Source organism: Thalassotalea sp. G20_0, from assembly GCF_017744175.1.
Lineage (GTDB): Bacteria > Pseudomonadota > Gammaproteobacteria > Pseudomonadales > Endozoicomonadaceae > Endozoicomonas.
In genome coordinates, this window is the sequence record NZ_JAGHQV010000006.1 from 166,975 (window position 1) to 181,526 (window position 14,552).

Consider the following 14,552-nt stretch of genomic DNA (forward strand, 5'->3'; position numbering starts at 1 on the left):
TCGGGCTTAAGGTGACGCTTGAGGCTTTCTGTAGAGACAAATTCAGGAAAACTTATGACAATAGATACAACGTTCTTCAGTCGCTGTATCAAGACTCTTGATATGGCCTATGAAAAAGTTGTCCAGGCTGAAGATGGCAGTATCGATTATGAGATGTACCGATCTGCCTGTGTGAAAGAGTTTGAGATCATCCTTGAACAGGCTGGCAAGTTGTTGCGTAAATGTTTAAAGGATTATATGCATAGCCCCAAAGCGGTTGACCGAATGGTATTCAAAGAGGTCTTTCGGCAAGCTGCTCAGCATGATTTGCTGTCACTGGAACAGGCAGAGCGCTGGTTGTCTTACCGCGATAATCGCAACAATACCGCCCATGACTATGGGAAAAAATTTGCAGAATACACCTTGAAATTATTGCCGGACTTCATGGCGGATGCACAGGCCCTGGAAAAATCCATAAAACAGCATTCAGAGCAAGCGGACAATGATTGATCTCAGGGATAAGGACCGCAAGGCAATCTGTGCTATTGCTGAACAGATATTTGCCCCGGGCACTGAAATCTGGGCATACGGTAGCCGGGTCAAGGGGACTAATCATGACACCAGTGATCTGGATTTGGTTGTGCACTTTCCCCCGGATCAGGACAAGATGACAGACTATGAGCAGTTGAGCCTGTTTCTCGAAACTTTGCGAGACTCCAATATCCCCATTATTGTGCAGGCACTTGCCTGGCACAGTATTCCCGATAGTTTTCGTGAGGGCATAGGTGCAAGCCACCAGGTGCTCTGGCGGTGCCAGTGAGGCTGCAATCACAGCGGGGTTTGCCGGCAGGTTGGTGATCCTCGGATATTTGGTGCTTTGATCATGCCCCTCATAAAAAATTACGAATAAGTGCTTTTCCGGTCGTGATTACTTCGTGGCTGTCGTGTAGAATCCCCTCTCTTGTAAAGCTACTAAAACAATAAGGCCTTAAACAGGCCTTATTACGTTAGGGAGTCACACAAAAAATTTTACGCTGATGCAACTTTTGCTCGAGTAGATTGGTTGTTTTCCGCGCAGCTGTTTCGGCATATGCTTAAGTCGATGGGCGGTAGCGTACTTTTCGGTTGGTTTGTATCGCTGAGCAACTTATAAAACTGCTGTTTACCTTTCTTTTTACTGCCTCTCTTATAAAATTCCTCAATATAGTCGGAAATTTAGAGCGACGTTTCTGCCAGGTCTTCAAATCTGAAGCATTGAGCGTTGTAACCAGCAAAAGATAGATTAGTCCTGAAAGGTGATTTAACAGGCAGAGCCTGAGGTCAAATGAATAACACAAACCGATTTGACAAGATTGATGCACTTAAGCACCAGCTTGATACCTTAAGGCCTCTGCCGAAAGAAACGGTCCGGTCACTCCATGAGGCTCTGGTACTGGAATGGACCTACCACTCAAATGCGATTGAGGGCAATACCCTGAGCCTGAAAGAAACGAAGGTAGTGTTTGAGGGTATTACTGTTGGCGGTAAATCCCTTCGGGAGCATTTTGAGGCCATTAATCACCGTGAGGCTATTGAATGGGTGGAGTCGGTAGTAGAAAGGGATGAGCCATTCAGCGAAAGACTGGTAAAAAGTATTCACCAGTTAGTATTGAAAAACATAGATGATGGCAATGCAGGTCGCTACCGGCAGGAGAATGTTGTTATTGCTGGTGCCGAGCACACACCTCCCGAGCATTACCACTTGCCGCAGCTGATGAATGATTTGGTTGAATGGTACCAGCAGCAGAGCTGTCACCCCCTGGAGCGGTCTGCCCGGCTGCATGTGGATTTTGTGGGTATTCATCCCTTTGTTGATGGCAATGGCCGAACCGCCCGGCTGTTAATGAACTTTGATTTGATGGGCAGTGGTTACTTGCCGGTCATTATCCGCAAGGAAAACCGTCTGGCCTATTATGAGGCTCTGGATAAAGCGCATACCCAAAAGGACTACGGGCGATTTATTGACATGGTGACCAGCGCCCAGGAAGAGGCTTTGAAGAGTTATATCCGTATTATAGAGTAATGTGAATTGAAAGTGGATGTTCTGATTCATGATACCCGGCATGAAGCGCTGGCCATTCATGAGATTGCCAGACAAGGGGTCAGGCCTGGTTAGTGATTAAACGACATTGATTATGAAAAATAAAAGACCTGCACTGTCTCTTCACAGCGTTTCTAAATTAGATTAGACAACATTGAGACTCACGACCGAAGAGCAAAACGCTATTAGAAAGGTGATATATCAGGCAGACCCTGAGGCGCAAATATGGTTATTTGGTTCACGAATGACCAGGCAAAAAGCGCTATTTGAAAATCAGCCTGGGCTGGGTTTATGAGGGGCTAAGGCGTCTCGCCAACCGGAATGAACTGCATGAACTTGATTATCAATAAAGAAGCGCTTGAAAAGTCGGGCAAGTTTTCAAACCCTGACTGGACAGAAAAAGGCGAGCCCCGTGCCAAAGTCGGCCTGAAGCACTTGTCGACCTTATGGTTCAATACCGGAACCCTATGCAATCTGGCATGCAAGAATTGCTATATTGAATCCACGCCCAGGAATGACCGGCTGGTTTACATCTCCCATGCGGAAGTGGTCACCTATCTCAACGAGATCAGGGATCAGGATTTAGGCACGACCGAAATTGGCATCACCGGCGGCGAGCCTTTCATGAACCCGGACATCATTCCGATCATGGAGAGTGTGCTGGAGCGAGGCTTTGCGTTGCTGGTACTGACCAATGCCATGAGGCCGATGATGAAATGCGCAGATGATCTGCTACGGCTTAATCATAAATTCGGAGCGAAGATGACACTGCGGGTTTCGGTCGATCATTTCCAACCGGAACTGCATGAGGATGAGCGCGGCAAAAACAGCTGGAAGCCAATGATGCTGGGGCTTAAATGGCTGTCTGACAACGAGTTTACCATCGATATTGGCGGACGCACCCGCTGGGGCGAGGAAGAAGAGAAACTAAGGTCTGGATTTGCCAGGTTCTTTGCCAACAACAACATCAAGATCAATGCGTTCGATCGCAAGCAACTGGTCCTGTTTCCTGAAATGGAACCTGCTGAGGATGTTCCCGAGATCACCACCGATTGCTGGGGCATTTTGAATGTCGATCCGTCCGACATGATGTGCTCATCCTCCCGCATGGTAGTGAAGCACAAGGGCGATGATCGCCCAACGGTTCAGTCGTGTACACTACTTGCCTATGACCGGCAGTTTGATCTGGGACCAACGCTTGTAGAAGCGTCGAAACCGGTTTCGCTCAATCATGTGTTCTGCGCAAAGTTCTGCGTGCTCGGCGGCGGCGCTTGCAGCGTAAAAGATTAGAAATTCTCGGGTAACTGACAAATGCTGGCAATTATTGGGGGAACAGGTCTTTACGACGTTGAAGGTCTGGAACTGGTATCAGAAGAAGAAGTCGATACACCGTTCGGCACGCCATCTGCCCCGCTTTGCACACTGAAAACAGGCGACCGGGAAATTCTGTTCTTACCTCGCCATGGTAAGGGGCATTCCTTCCTGCCCCACGAGATCAATTACCGGGCAAATATGTATGCGCTAAAGCAGGCCGGTGCGCGAATGGTATTGGGGTTCTCAGCGGTTGGCAGTCTGCGCGAAGAAATTGCGCCTGGTGATTTTTCCATTCCCTCTCAATATCTCGACCTTACCAAAGGTAAGCGCGAGGGTACCTTCTTCGGTAATGGCATTGCTGCGCACGTTTCCACTGCGGTACCAACGTGCCCTGCACTGTCCGGCTGGGTGAAGCAGGTAGCACAGGAAAAAGCCGTCAAGTTGCATATGGATAAGACCTACGCCTGCGTTGAGGGGCCGCGCCTTGGTACAAAGGCCGAGAGCTTTTTCATGCGGCGAGCTGGATGCGATCTTGTCGGCATGACCAATGTTCCGGAAGTGTTCCTCGCCCGTGAGGCGCAGCTCTCTTACGCAACCATCTGCATCGCCACCGATTATGATTGCTGGCTTGATGATCCTGATCAACATGTGACGGTTCAGGCGGTGATAGAACGGTTTAACGCAAGCCTTGCGAAGGCCAGGGAACTGCTGATGGCGCTGTTGGCTTTGCCCTTGCCGACCATTGATGAAGACTACCGTAAAGCACTTGAAATGGCGGTGCTCACCCCTGACAGCGCATTGAATGAAGAGCAGCTGGCAATGCTGGAAGTCCTGCGAGCTTAGTTTCAGATATGCCCGTTTCGGTCATCATCCCAGTTGCTCCCAGTGATGATGCCTGGGCCGACCTCATTCCGCAGCTTCAATTGCCGGAAAATAGCGAGATTGTTATTTGTCCTGGCGAACAGAATTTTAACCCGGATGTATCTGGTATTTCCGAAAACGTCAGGCTCACTGTTTGCCGCGAAGGGCAAGGACGGGCGGGGCAGATGAATGCGGGCGTTCATATGGCAACACACGACATGATCTGGTTTTTGCATGGGGATTCGCGGATTAATCAGGAAACACTTAAGCAACTTGGTCATGGGATAGCCAGGAAAGCCGAAGCCCTCTACTTCTTTGATCTGAAGTTCCTGGATGATGGACCGAAAGCAATGGGCTGGAATGAAAGGGCGGTTCGCTGGAGAGCAGGGTGGATGAAGATTCCGTTTGGTGATCAGGGGTTCTTAATACCGAAGGTTCTCTTTTCCAAGCTGGGCGGATATCGTGAAGACTTGGCTTATGGCGAAGACCACGTCTTTGTCTGGAAGGTAAGGCAGGAGGGATACCCGGTTATTCGGCTCCCTGCACCGGTTTACACGTCAGCTCGCAAGTACCAGAAGGGTGGCTGGTTATCTGTTACGGTGAAGCACGTCTGGCTGACCATTGTGCAGGCTGTGCCCAATTGGCTGGAGCTGAAACGGCGGCAGCTGATGCGAGTATTCCGATGAAAATAGCCGTTGCTATTTTTGCCAAGACGATTGGCCTCTCGCCGGTTAAGTCGCGGCTTGCCTCAACTGTCGGCGTGGAGTTGGCTGAAGCATTCTACTCGCGGAGCATTGCCTGTACTCACGACATGATGTTGTCTGTTGTAGCGACCAGCAAAGTCGAGGTGTTTCCGCATTGGGCGCTCGCTGAAGAAGATGGACCAGTGCAGTTTGATGGACGGGGGTATCCCGCATTGTGGACGGGGGAGGGTGATCTTGGAGCAAGGCTCGCGACGATCTCTGAGAGACTGTTCGATGACTATGATGGCGTTGTGATGATTGGATCGGACAGCCCTCAACTTTGCAGCGGGCACCTGGTCAGTGCCATTGCACAGATGAGGCATGATCCAGATTTATGCGTAGTTGGACCAGCGGAGGATGGAGGTTTTTACTTCTTCGGCACCGGACGCCCCGTACTCAGGAAAGTCTGGGAAAGCGTAACCTACAGCAAGGACACAACATTTAACGAACTGGTCTCTCGTTTGGAAGGCAGGGATATTCACTACTTGCCAAAGGAGCAGGATGTGGACGCGGCTGAAGATCTCAAGAGACTTGAAAACAATCTCTCAGGCAAGGTCGGGCGGTTAAGTGAGAGTCAGAGAGAGTTATTGCAGTGGCTGCGCTCTAATCAAGGGTGCTCTGCCTGTTAATGTGTGAATAAAAAGTATTTATGATCTAAATGGCGCTAGCTTAAGAGATCACTTCTGACACATTGTAAGTGATAAGTAGTTAATCTTTCTTTAGGAAAAAATCATGAAAGCCCCCGAAGCCATTGGGCTCAATGGCTATAAGGACATCCCCTTATAGAGCAAAATACACATCCAGTGTCTTATATAAAAAGATTTGGATGTTCTGAAAATGAATGCATTTGATTTAATGAATAGGCTATCTGTTATTTATGACGCACGTCAGCAATGGAAAATAGATCATAAACTTGCTGATATTCTGCTCTTAGTCATTTGTGCAGTCATTGCAGGTTGCGAAGGCTGGGAAGAAATTGAAGACTTCGGCAATGAGCGAATGGTTTGGTTAAAAAAATATGGTAAATTTGAATACGGCATTCCTTCCCATCATACAATTTCCAGGGTAGTTGCTGCTATTAAACCAAAGCAATTCCAGAAATGTTTTATTGAGTGGATGTAAGCCTGCCACCGGGCAACTAATGGTGAGATCATTGCAATTGATGGAAAAACAGCAAGAGGATCATACGACAAAGGCAAGGATAAAGGTGCTGATTATTTGCTAGCGGTAAAAGGTAACCAGGGCAAGCTTCATGAAGCATTTGAGAATTATTTTTCTGTTGAAAAAATGAATCAATGGAAGGATGACACTTTCAGAACTGAAGAAAAAATCCATGGTAGAATTGAAACACGTCTTCACATAGTTAGTGATATCTTTGATGAGTTTGTTAATCTTTCTTTTGATTGGAAAGGAATGAAAACTCTCGGAATTATTTTGTCTGCAAGAATGGAAGATGGTGTATTTAATGCTGACAACATCAGTGTGCGTTATTACATTTCCTCTGCGCAATTAACTGCAGAAAAGTTTGCACATGCTGCAAGAGAGCATTGGGCAATCGAGAATAAACTCCATTGGAAAATGGATGTTGCAATGAGAGAAGATGATTGTCGAATCAGAAGGGGTAATGCAGCTGAAATGCTCACTGGTTTTCGGCATATGGCAGTTAATATGTTGAACAATACCAAAACCTTTAAAGCTGGTCTGAAGCGGAAGCAGAAAAAGGCTGCCATGAGCACTCGATATCTGTCTGAAGTCCTGGCAGGGTGCGGGGTTTCATGATTTTCCCTGGTTCCCACGGTCTACTCAACTTGCAATGAGAGAAGATGATTGTCGAATCAGAAGGGGCAATGCAGCTGAAATGCTCACTGGTTTTCGGCATATGGCAGTTAATATGGAGAACAATACCAAAACCTTTAAAGCTGGTCTGAAGCGGAAGCAGTAAAAGACCGCCATGAGCACTCGATATCTGTCTGAAGTCCTCGCAGGGTGTGGGGTATCATGATTCTTCTCTGCCCTGTGGATGGAATATAATGTCAACCTTAAGAAGTAGTTTTAAAACAGCCTCTAACTTAACTTTCAAAAAAATATGGTAATGGAGAAAAAATGAAGAAGGCAATAATTGGTTATACAGGTTTTGTTGGTGGTAATATTATAAAAGAAAAAAAATTTGATTACTATTATAACTCAAAAAATATTGGAGAAATTAGAAATTGTAAATTTGATGAACTTTATATTTCTGGTGTATCTGCAGTTAAGTGGGTTGCAAATAAAGAGCCGAAAAAAGATTGGGGTGATATTCAGAGGTTGATAGATGATTTAATGACCGTAAAGGCAAATAAAGTTGTTCTAATATCTACCGTTGATGTTTATCCAAATCCTATAGGTGTAGATGAGGATTCGGAAATTATTATAGGGGAGTGTGAACCATATGGAAAGCATCGCTTATTATTTGAGAAAGAAATTTCAAAAATATTTGATGATTTTACAGTTGTCAGACTACCTGGGTTGTTTGGAGAAGGGCTTAAAAAAAATATTATTTTTGACTTTTTGAATAACAATATGATCGATAAAATTGACTCGAGAAATGAATTTCAATTTTATGATTTGTCAAAATTGGTGAGAGATATTGATGTGGCATTAATGGAGAATATAAAGCTTATAAACTTCGCTGTTGAACCAATTTCTGTAAGAGAGGTAGCTTCTATTTGCGGTATAAATGGATTTGATAATAAACTCGATATGAAAGCAGTTAACTATGATTTTAAAACAAAATATTGTAATTTCTACGGGTCAGATAATGGCTATCTCTATTCAAAAAAACAGGTTCTGGAACAGTTAAGACAGTATGTGAATGGTTGCAGGCAGGTGTGATATGGAAATAGGTATCTCAAATATAGCATGGGATGATGTGAATGAAGAGCTGGTATTAGATTATTTGAAAAATAATCAAGTTCAAAATATCGAGGTTGCACCAGCAAAGATTGTAAAAAATGTGGAAAGCTTTAAAGAAAAGGAGGTTATGAGATATAAAAATAAAATGAATAATGAAGGTTTCAATGTGTGTTCTATGCAGGCCTTACTGTATGGCGGACCGAAAGGTAATATTTTTGGTGATAATTCAGAAAGAGAAGACTTAAAGTTACATTTATTCAAAATAATTGAAATGGCTGCTATTTTAAATGCCGAAAACTTGGTGTTCGGCTCGCCGAAAAACCGTATCAAAGGGTGTTTGAATAAAGCTGAGTCGTTTAGGGTGGCTGAAGATTTTTTTTCTCCAATAGCGGAGTATGCGAGTCAAAATGGGTGCAATTTTTGCATTGAAAATAACCCTGAATATTATGGAGCTGATTTTTTGGTGACTACGAGCGAGCTCGTCGAGTTTATTAGGTATGTTAATCACAAAGGTTTAAAGGCTCATTTTGATACTGCTGGTATGTACTTGGCTGATGAAGAAATCGAAGAGTCTATTTTACAAAATGATTCAATGATAACTCATTTTCATATAAGCCAAAAAGATTTGAATGTAATATGTGAGGGTGAAATAAATCATAAGAAAGTATTTAAGGCTTTGAAATCAGTTGGTTATGATAAGAAAGTCATAGTTGAGATGAAAAAAACAGAATCCCCTGTTGATGATATTAAAAAAGCAATAGATTATGTGAAGAAGGTTTATAGTGTTTAATTTGATCATCTTGCTGAGTGTTCTATTCTCATCTTCGGCTCAATTATTTCTGAAGAGGGGGGCAGAGAATCTACCTGAAATTGAAATACAATCATTAATTGATATATTGCTTTTGATAAAAGAAATGCTATCAAATATGTACTTGATGGTAGGTGTAATATTTCAAGTGATTGCTTTACTGATATGGATCTTTATCCTGAAAAAAGTTGACGTCAGCTATGCATACCCATTTATTTCAATAGGGTTTGTTTTTGTTCTTTTTGGAGGTGTTTTTTTCTTTAGGGAAGGATTAGATTTTCAAAGAATAGCTGGTTCGATAATTATTTGTTGTGGAGTAATATTGGTTAGTCGGAGTGGGTATGGTTTATAAGGGTGTCGAGAAGGGCCGTGCTTCTTGGTTTTATATTGTATTTTGCTGGATGCTGCTTTTAGTCTTTATAACCTATAACTTTGGACTGAGTGCTAAATATTTTAATATGACGCCTTGGGATGGAACATTTCAAACATTGTTCCCTTTAATTAAAATTAGTTTTGGGAAGTATCCTGGAGTTGATTTCTTTTATTTTCATGGAAATGGAATTCCGTATATAATCTACCCGGGATATAGCCTCTTGAAATCACTTGGCTTTGGTGAGATTGTTTCTGCTCTTTATAGTACTTTTTTTGTTAATTTTTTATTTTTAGTATTCTCAATATTAGCTTTAGTTAGGCTTCTTTTCGATCTTCTTGAAAGCGTTTGTATAACCTTGGTTTTAATCACAATATTTCATTTGATTCCATTTTCAGGTGGATACATCTCCCCACTATTTTTGGGGGCTCCAATGGCAATAAGGTTTTTTCCTCATGCTCTTATGGGGCTTATGAGTTATTATTTTGTGAGGAAAGTTAGTGGTGGAATTAATTCTTTGAGGTCATATTTATTATATGGAATAGCGGGAGTAGTTGGTGTTTATTTATCTGCCGAACAAGGCTTCTATAGCTTTGTAGGGGGGGTATGCTCAATTTTTTTATATTTTGTTTATAATAAGAAATTAATGAAGTCTGTATCTGTTTCTGTTTCTCTAATTTCTTTATTCCTGATTTTTTTGGTTATAAGCTCTTACTTGTTTTTTGGAAATTTAGAAACAATAAAGGTGATAAAGACTATATCCGATGATCAAGCATGGGTGTTTGGTGTTTTTCCAAATGGTTTTTATGATGATGTTAGTGAGATATTTTCATTCTCAATAATTTCGGCACTTCCCAGTCAAATAATCACTATATTTTCAAGTGCTTTGTTTTTGGTTCAAGTTGCGTTTTTAATCTTAAAGATGATGCGGGTCGAGATTTTTGTTGTTTTTTCATCTCTATTCTTTTCAGCGTTATTGTCATGGGCTTCAAATATTGGATATATTGGTGGGCATCAAACAGCCCTCTTCTCTAGATATGCTCTATTGTCATTGTTGTTCTTTTTAATATTTTTTCTGGATAAGGTTAATGCGAACATTCAAAAAGAAAGTTAATCTTTTTTTATTTTACTTTCTTCCATTTACTTCAGTACTATTTTGGGCATATTATTCGTCCGTTAATAATCACAATATTAATAAAATTGAATATTCCAATAATGCTTTTGAAGGGGTTTACCTTAGCAATTTTTATGATTTCCATATTTCCAGTGGTTCTTTTGATATTAAACATCAATATTCAAAGTTCTTGGAGTTAAGTACTAACGCTATAGCTAGGGATTTTGGAGGTAGTTTTTTTACCTCAGGCTATTCTGATAGTATGAGAGCTGAGAATGGTGGCTTTTTTACGAAATCAGCAAAGCTAGACACTGTAATTAGTTCTGATTTTTTCTTGGGTTTAAATAGGAAATTTAGATTCAAAACAGTCGGAGGTGATAAGTTTGCGTTGTCTGAGTTCGTGGGACGAGACTTGAAACTCGAAGACATTAATGGAGAATATTATTATGGTACGTTATTGAATGTAGACGGTAATGTTCTTGAAATTTCTGCACTACTTCCACCTTTTACTGCAATAAAACATCTGATATTTCCAAAAATAATTAAAGATCAAATAAAGCCTTTTACTATGATGTTGAACCAGGACCAAATGGGGGTTGTTCGCGGTGGACTTGTCCAAGTGATCGAACCTAAGGCTGAGAGTCAAGGATTCCATCTTAGACATCTCCCATTTCATAATAAAATAAATATAGAAAAAAATTATACGCTATTAGTTGGGGGTAAGGAGTTAAAAATCGATCAGGTAATAAGAGTTAATGATAAAGAATTTATAGTGACTCATGATTCCTCATCTTTTATCGAGCCATATTTCGATACGAGGAAAAATATTGTTAAGGTTATTCCTAGTATTCAAAAGAATCAAAGAGAGACTGTAATTGACGTTGATACAAGTTTTGATGATGGTTTTTTTTATGGTAGAAATTCTAATTATGATATCAGCTTAAAATCTGCAAAATATTTAATGCCCAAAAAAAGAATAAAGCTTGATAATGATGATATAGAGTATTTTGTATCAGATGTTGATTATAACCGTAATGTGATTACTGTTGATGTTACAAAATCCTTTTGCCTAAATTTAAAACATATTGTAAACATGGAAATGTCTGTGCAATTGCGTGATAAATTCATGCAATCTGAATTTGAATCTGAGAAAACATGTTTGGAAAAAATATTTAATTTATCATCGATACTTAAAGAAGGTTTCTACAAGCAATATTATGATTTTATCTCAGAATCAAAACTTAATGGTGAATCCCTTTGGAAACGGGGAGGGGCTGAAATTCTATCACTCGGTGAAGCAGTCCTGAATAAAAATGAAGTTAAGCAAGGTAATAATAGTGGATATGCTAAGGACTTTAGTATTTGGGAAATTTACCCAGGAAGCTTACTAAATTTATATTACTATAAGGAGAATCCTGCTCCAACTGAAATGATGATACATGTACTTGGGAAAGAATCAAGGCTAGAGTACTATTCATCATTCCGTAATAGTGGTGTGGATTATGTAGCGTTTGCTAAGCCTGAAAGGTTTACGCAGTGGCTAATTAATTGGCATTGGCCCTTTTTTAGAGAGTTAGTACACAAGTATCAGCCTATTTTGGATTTAGATGAGTTTTCCCTGTGGAAGATTGAGAAGAAAAAAGATGCTGAGAAAAAAAGGAGTGAATATCTATTGCTGGATGGGAGAACACTTATTTCTAAAAGTCATGACATCGAATTATATACTGTTCGTATTGATTACGAAATTGAAATGCCGTTTGGTTTTATACCACTGCTTGGTAAGTCTACTCGTTTTCTGATAAATAAAACTGGCGCTCTTAATGAAATGCCTGTGAGCATACCATGGTATGAAAGTTCATTTGAATTTCCAGTGGTCGTCAAGGATGGTAGACCTGTTGAATTATCAATAAGAAAGTTAAGTGATTTTATTGGGGGTTCAAATATAAAAGTGAATAATATCTATTATAAAGTTGAAGATGTTGATAAGGAAAAAATTATTAAACTATTCTTTGATTCTCCTTCAGTGAGAGCGGTAAATGGATTTGATATTTAAAGGGGTCAAATCTTAATCAGATTGGTATCGCTTTGATTGCCAACACGGGTGCTCTCTCAGGTTGATAATTGGCTCAATAGTCAACTATCACTTTGCCTGACATAAAGTTGGACCAAAGTTGTTCCCAGGGACCCTTGCTCTGGATCAGAGACCTTGTTTCCAGAAGCACTTCCGCACCTGCTGATTTCCATCTCATGCCTGAACCACACAACCGTTGTTTGACCAGTGTTTTACATGCCGCTTCGGTTACCCCGGAGCCTATCGGCCAGTTGTGCTTCAAAGCCTGTTGATACTTCATTAAGTGATGATTGTTGGTAAAGTAAGTCATGGCCTTGTAACGTTTTTCTATCAGTGCAGTGGTCTTTTCGGGAGTTCTGCAGACTCAATTGCGCATTCCGGAGCATTCGGCCACCCATTCCACTAACATTCGGCCACTGATTCCGGAAGTATCCGGCCACCCATTCCGGAAACATTCGGCCACCCCCCATCGAAGCGCAGCGACGCATCGAGCTGGAGCTTAGGACGTAGGTTTGAACTTCGCCAGTTTTGCTTGTTTCTTGCGCAGTGACTCACCCTTCAGAGGGACGCGGTGGGCATTATGAATCAGCCGGTCCAGAATCGCATCTGCCAGTGCCGGATCACCGATCAGTTCATGCCAGTGATCAACCGGCATCTGGCTGGTAATCAGGGTGCTCTTGAGGTTATGCCGGTCTTCAGCCAGCTCCAGCAAGTCTCGCCTCTGATTCTCGTTTAAGGGGGCAAGCCCCCAGTCATCCAGAAGGAGTAAGTCGGTTTTGGCCAGCGCCGTCATTATCTTCGGTTAGCGACCATCAGCACGGGCAAGGCTCAGGTCCTGCAGCAATCTTGGCAGTCTCTGGTATTGGACTGTATAACCATCACGACAGGCTTTCTGGGCCAGGGCACAGGCCAGCCAGGTTTTACCAACCCCGGTTGGTCCGGTGATAATGACGTTTTGATGATCCTTTATCCAGCCACTCACTGCCCAGTAACTGTTGAAACTGCTCACGCTTGAGACCGCGAGGGTGGCGGAAGTCAATGTAGGGAAAAATCATGAAAGCCCCGAAACCATTGGGCTCAATGGCTATAAGGACATCCCCTTATAGAGTAAAATAAATATCCAGTGTCTTATATAAAAAAGATTTGGATGTTCTGAAAATGAATGCATTTGATTTAATAAATAGGCTATCTGTTATTTATGACGCAAGTCAGCAATGGAAAATAGATCGTAAACTTGCTGATATTCTGCTCTTAGTCATTTGTGCAGTCATTGCAGGTTGCGAAGGCTGGGAAGAAATCGAAGACTAGCGGTAAAAGGTAACCAGGGCAAGCTTCATGAAGCATTTGAGAATCATTTTTCTGTTGAAAAAATGAATCAATGGAAGGGTGAAACTTTCAGAACTGAAGAAAAAAGCCATGGTAGAATGGAAACACGTCTTCAGATAGTTAGTGATATCTTTGATGAGTTTGTTAATCTTCCTTTTGATTGGAAAGGAATGAAAACTCTCGGAATTATTTTGTCTGCAAGAATGGAAGATGGTGTATTTAATGCTGACGACATCAGTGTGCGTTATTACATTTCCTCTGCGCAATTAACTGCAGAAAAGTTTGCACATGCTGCAAGAGAGCATTGGGCAATCGAGAATAAACTCCATTGGAAAATGGATGTTGCAATGAGAGAAGATGATTGTCGAATCAGAAGGGGTAATGCAGCTGAAATGCTCACTGGTTTTCGACATATGGCAGTTAATATGTTGAACAATACCAAAACCTTTAAAGCTGGTCTGAAGCGGAAGCAGAAAAAAGGCCGCCATGAGCACTCGATATCTGTCTGAAGTCCTCGCTGGATGCGGGGTTTCATGATTTTCCCTGGGATTGGGTGCCGAAGTATAGGTTTCGAGTTCTTACTGGTGCCGTGAAGGCGGAGGTGCATAACTGTATCCAAGTCTTTTGCAGCCAGCTTCAATGCTGGGTTGACTGAATATTCAGAATGATCATGTGCATTTACTGGTAAAAGTGCCTCCAAAAGTTTCGATCTCGCAACTTGTTGGAACGGTGAAGGGGCGGACGGCTTTGAGGTTGTTCACAAAATTCCCTTATCTTAAGAAGAAGCCTTATTGGGGCAATCACTTCTGGGCAAAAGGCTATTGTGTTGACACTATTGGAGTTGATGCAGAAATGATTCGCAAGTATGTAAAGTACCAAGAGAAGAAAGAACGTCTCCAGCAGGAGATAGACTTTAGGAAATAACCTTCAATTTTGGGGCAACTTGCACCAGCCTTCTCAGAAGGCTGGCTGTTTCAGCCCCCTTTTAGAAGGC

General features: G+C 42.0%; 15 protein-coding genes and 3 pseudogenes. 16 read left to right on the forward strand and 2 right to left on the reverse strand.

Features of this window, described 5'->3' with window-relative positions:
* Positions 1-54 precede the first annotated feature (54 nt).
* The 13 genes and pseudogenes from J7438_RS05575 to J7438_RS05635 all read left to right on the forward strand — a co-directional run bounded on the left by J7438_RS05575 (position 55) and on the right by J7438_RS05635 (position 12,214).
* Positions 55-489 (forward strand): nucleotidyltransferase substrate binding protein, encoded by a 435-nt coding sequence (locus J7438_RS05575; RefSeq protein WP_209275754.1) that lies wholly within the window; start codon positions 55-57, stop codon positions 487-489.
* Positions 482-799 (forward strand): nucleotidyltransferase family protein, encoded by a 318-nt coding sequence (locus tag J7438_RS05580; protein WP_209275755.1) that lies wholly within the window; start codon positions 482-484, stop codon positions 797-799. The genes J7438_RS05575 and J7438_RS05580 overlap by 8 nt, the downstream gene beginning before the upstream one ends.
* A gap of 504 nt (positions 800-1,303) precedes the next feature.
* Positions 1,304-2,041, forward strand: coding sequence for a Fic family protein (locus J7438_RS05585; RefSeq protein ID WP_209275756.1), 738 nt, complete (start codon positions 1,304-1,306; stop codon positions 2,039-2,041).
* A gap of 348 nt (positions 2,042-2,389) precedes the next feature.
* Positions 2,390-3,349, forward strand: a complete 960-nt coding sequence (locus tag J7438_RS05590) for a radical SAM protein (protein ID WP_209275757.1) — start codon at positions 2,390-2,392, stop codon at positions 3,347-3,349.
* A gap of 21 nt (positions 3,350-3,370) precedes the next feature.
* Positions 3,371-4,216 carry an S-methyl-5'-thioadenosine phosphorylase gene (gene mtnP, locus J7438_RS05595; RefSeq protein ID WP_209275758.1) on the forward strand — a complete coding sequence of 282 codons (846 nt, stop codon included), beginning with the start codon at positions 3,371-3,373 and terminating at the stop codon, positions 4,214-4,216.
* Between the two features lie 8 nt (positions 4,217-4,224).
* On the forward strand, positions 4,225-4,920 hold the full coding sequence (locus J7438_RS05600) for a TIGR04283 family arsenosugar biosynthesis glycosyltransferase (protein WP_209275759.1): 696 nt from the start codon (positions 4,225-4,227) through the stop codon (positions 4,918-4,920).
* Positions 4,875-5,606: a TIGR04282 family arsenosugar biosynthesis glycosyltransferase gene (locus J7438_RS05605; RefSeq protein ID WP_209275760.1), complete on the forward strand. Its 732-nt coding sequence runs from the start codon at positions 4,875-4,877 to the stop codon at positions 5,604-5,606. The genes J7438_RS05600 and J7438_RS05605 overlap by 46 nt, the downstream gene beginning before the upstream one ends.
* A gap of 208 nt (positions 5,607-5,814) precedes the next feature.
* Positions 5,815-6,756: pseudogene (locus tag J7438_RS05610) on the forward strand (ISAs1 family transposase).
* A gap of 324 nt (positions 6,757-7,080) precedes the next feature.
* The gene (locus J7438_RS05615) at positions 7,081-7,848 is read left to right on the forward strand and encodes an NAD-dependent epimerase/dehydratase family protein (RefSeq protein ID WP_209275761.1); all 768 of its coding nucleotides are present in this window, start codon (positions 7,081-7,083) and stop codon (positions 7,846-7,848) included.
* A gap of 1 nt (position 7,849) precedes the next feature.
* A complete protein-coding gene (locus J7438_RS05620; RefSeq protein ID WP_209275762.1) occupies positions 7,850-8,659 on the forward strand; it encodes a sugar phosphate isomerase/epimerase family protein in 810 nt (269 codons plus the stop codon).
* Positions 8,652-9,029, forward strand: a complete 378-nt coding sequence (locus J7438_RS05625; protein WP_209275763.1) for an EamA family transporter — start codon at positions 8,652-8,654, stop codon at positions 9,027-9,029. Before J7438_RS05620 ends, J7438_RS05625 begins: the two co-directional genes overlap by 8 nt.
* Entirely contained in the window at positions 9,013-10,161 is a 1,149-nt protein-coding gene (locus tag J7438_RS05630; RefSeq protein ID WP_209275764.1) for a hypothetical protein, read from the forward strand. The genes J7438_RS05625 and J7438_RS05630 overlap by 17 nt, the downstream gene beginning before the upstream one ends.
* On the forward strand, positions 10,136-12,214 hold the full coding sequence (locus J7438_RS05635; protein WP_209275765.1) for a hypothetical protein: 2,079 nt from the start codon (positions 10,136-10,138) through the stop codon (positions 12,212-12,214). The genes J7438_RS05630 and J7438_RS05635 overlap by 26 nt, the downstream gene beginning before the upstream one ends.
* A 230-nt stretch (positions 12,215-12,444) precedes the next feature.
* Here J7438_RS05635 and J7438_RS05640 read toward each other — a convergent pair whose 3' ends face one another.
* Positions 12,445-12,687 (reverse strand): hypothetical protein, encoded by a 243-nt coding sequence (locus J7438_RS05640; protein WP_209275766.1) that lies wholly within the window; start codon positions 12,685-12,687, stop codon positions 12,445-12,447.
* 44 nt (positions 12,688-12,731) lie between these two features.
* Positions 12,732-13,272 (reverse strand): annotated as a pseudogene (istB, locus tag J7438_RS05645) (IS21-like element helper ATPase IstB); the annotation flags it as partial.
* 118 nt (positions 13,273-13,390) lie between these two features.
* Between istB and J7438_RS28620 the strand changes: the two are divergent.
* The 3 genes and pseudogenes from J7438_RS28620 to tnpA all read left to right on the forward strand — a co-directional run bounded on the left by J7438_RS28620 (position 13,391) and on the right by tnpA (position 14,482).
* Complete coding sequence (locus J7438_RS28620; protein ID WP_503003885.1) at positions 13,391-13,540, forward strand: transposase family protein; 150 nt, start codon at positions 13,391-13,393, stop codon at positions 13,538-13,540.
* Entirely contained in the window at positions 13,510-14,067 is a 558-nt protein-coding gene (locus J7438_RS05650) for an ISAs1 family transposase (RefSeq protein WP_503003886.1), read from the forward strand. Before J7438_RS28620 ends, J7438_RS05650 begins: the two co-directional genes overlap by 31 nt.
* Positions 14,058-14,482: pseudogene (tnpA, locus tag J7438_RS05655) on the forward strand (IS200/IS605 family transposase). The gene J7438_RS05650 and the pseudogene tnpA overlap by 10 nt, the downstream one beginning before the upstream one ends.
* The last annotated feature ends 70 nt before the right edge of the window (positions 14,483-14,552 follow it).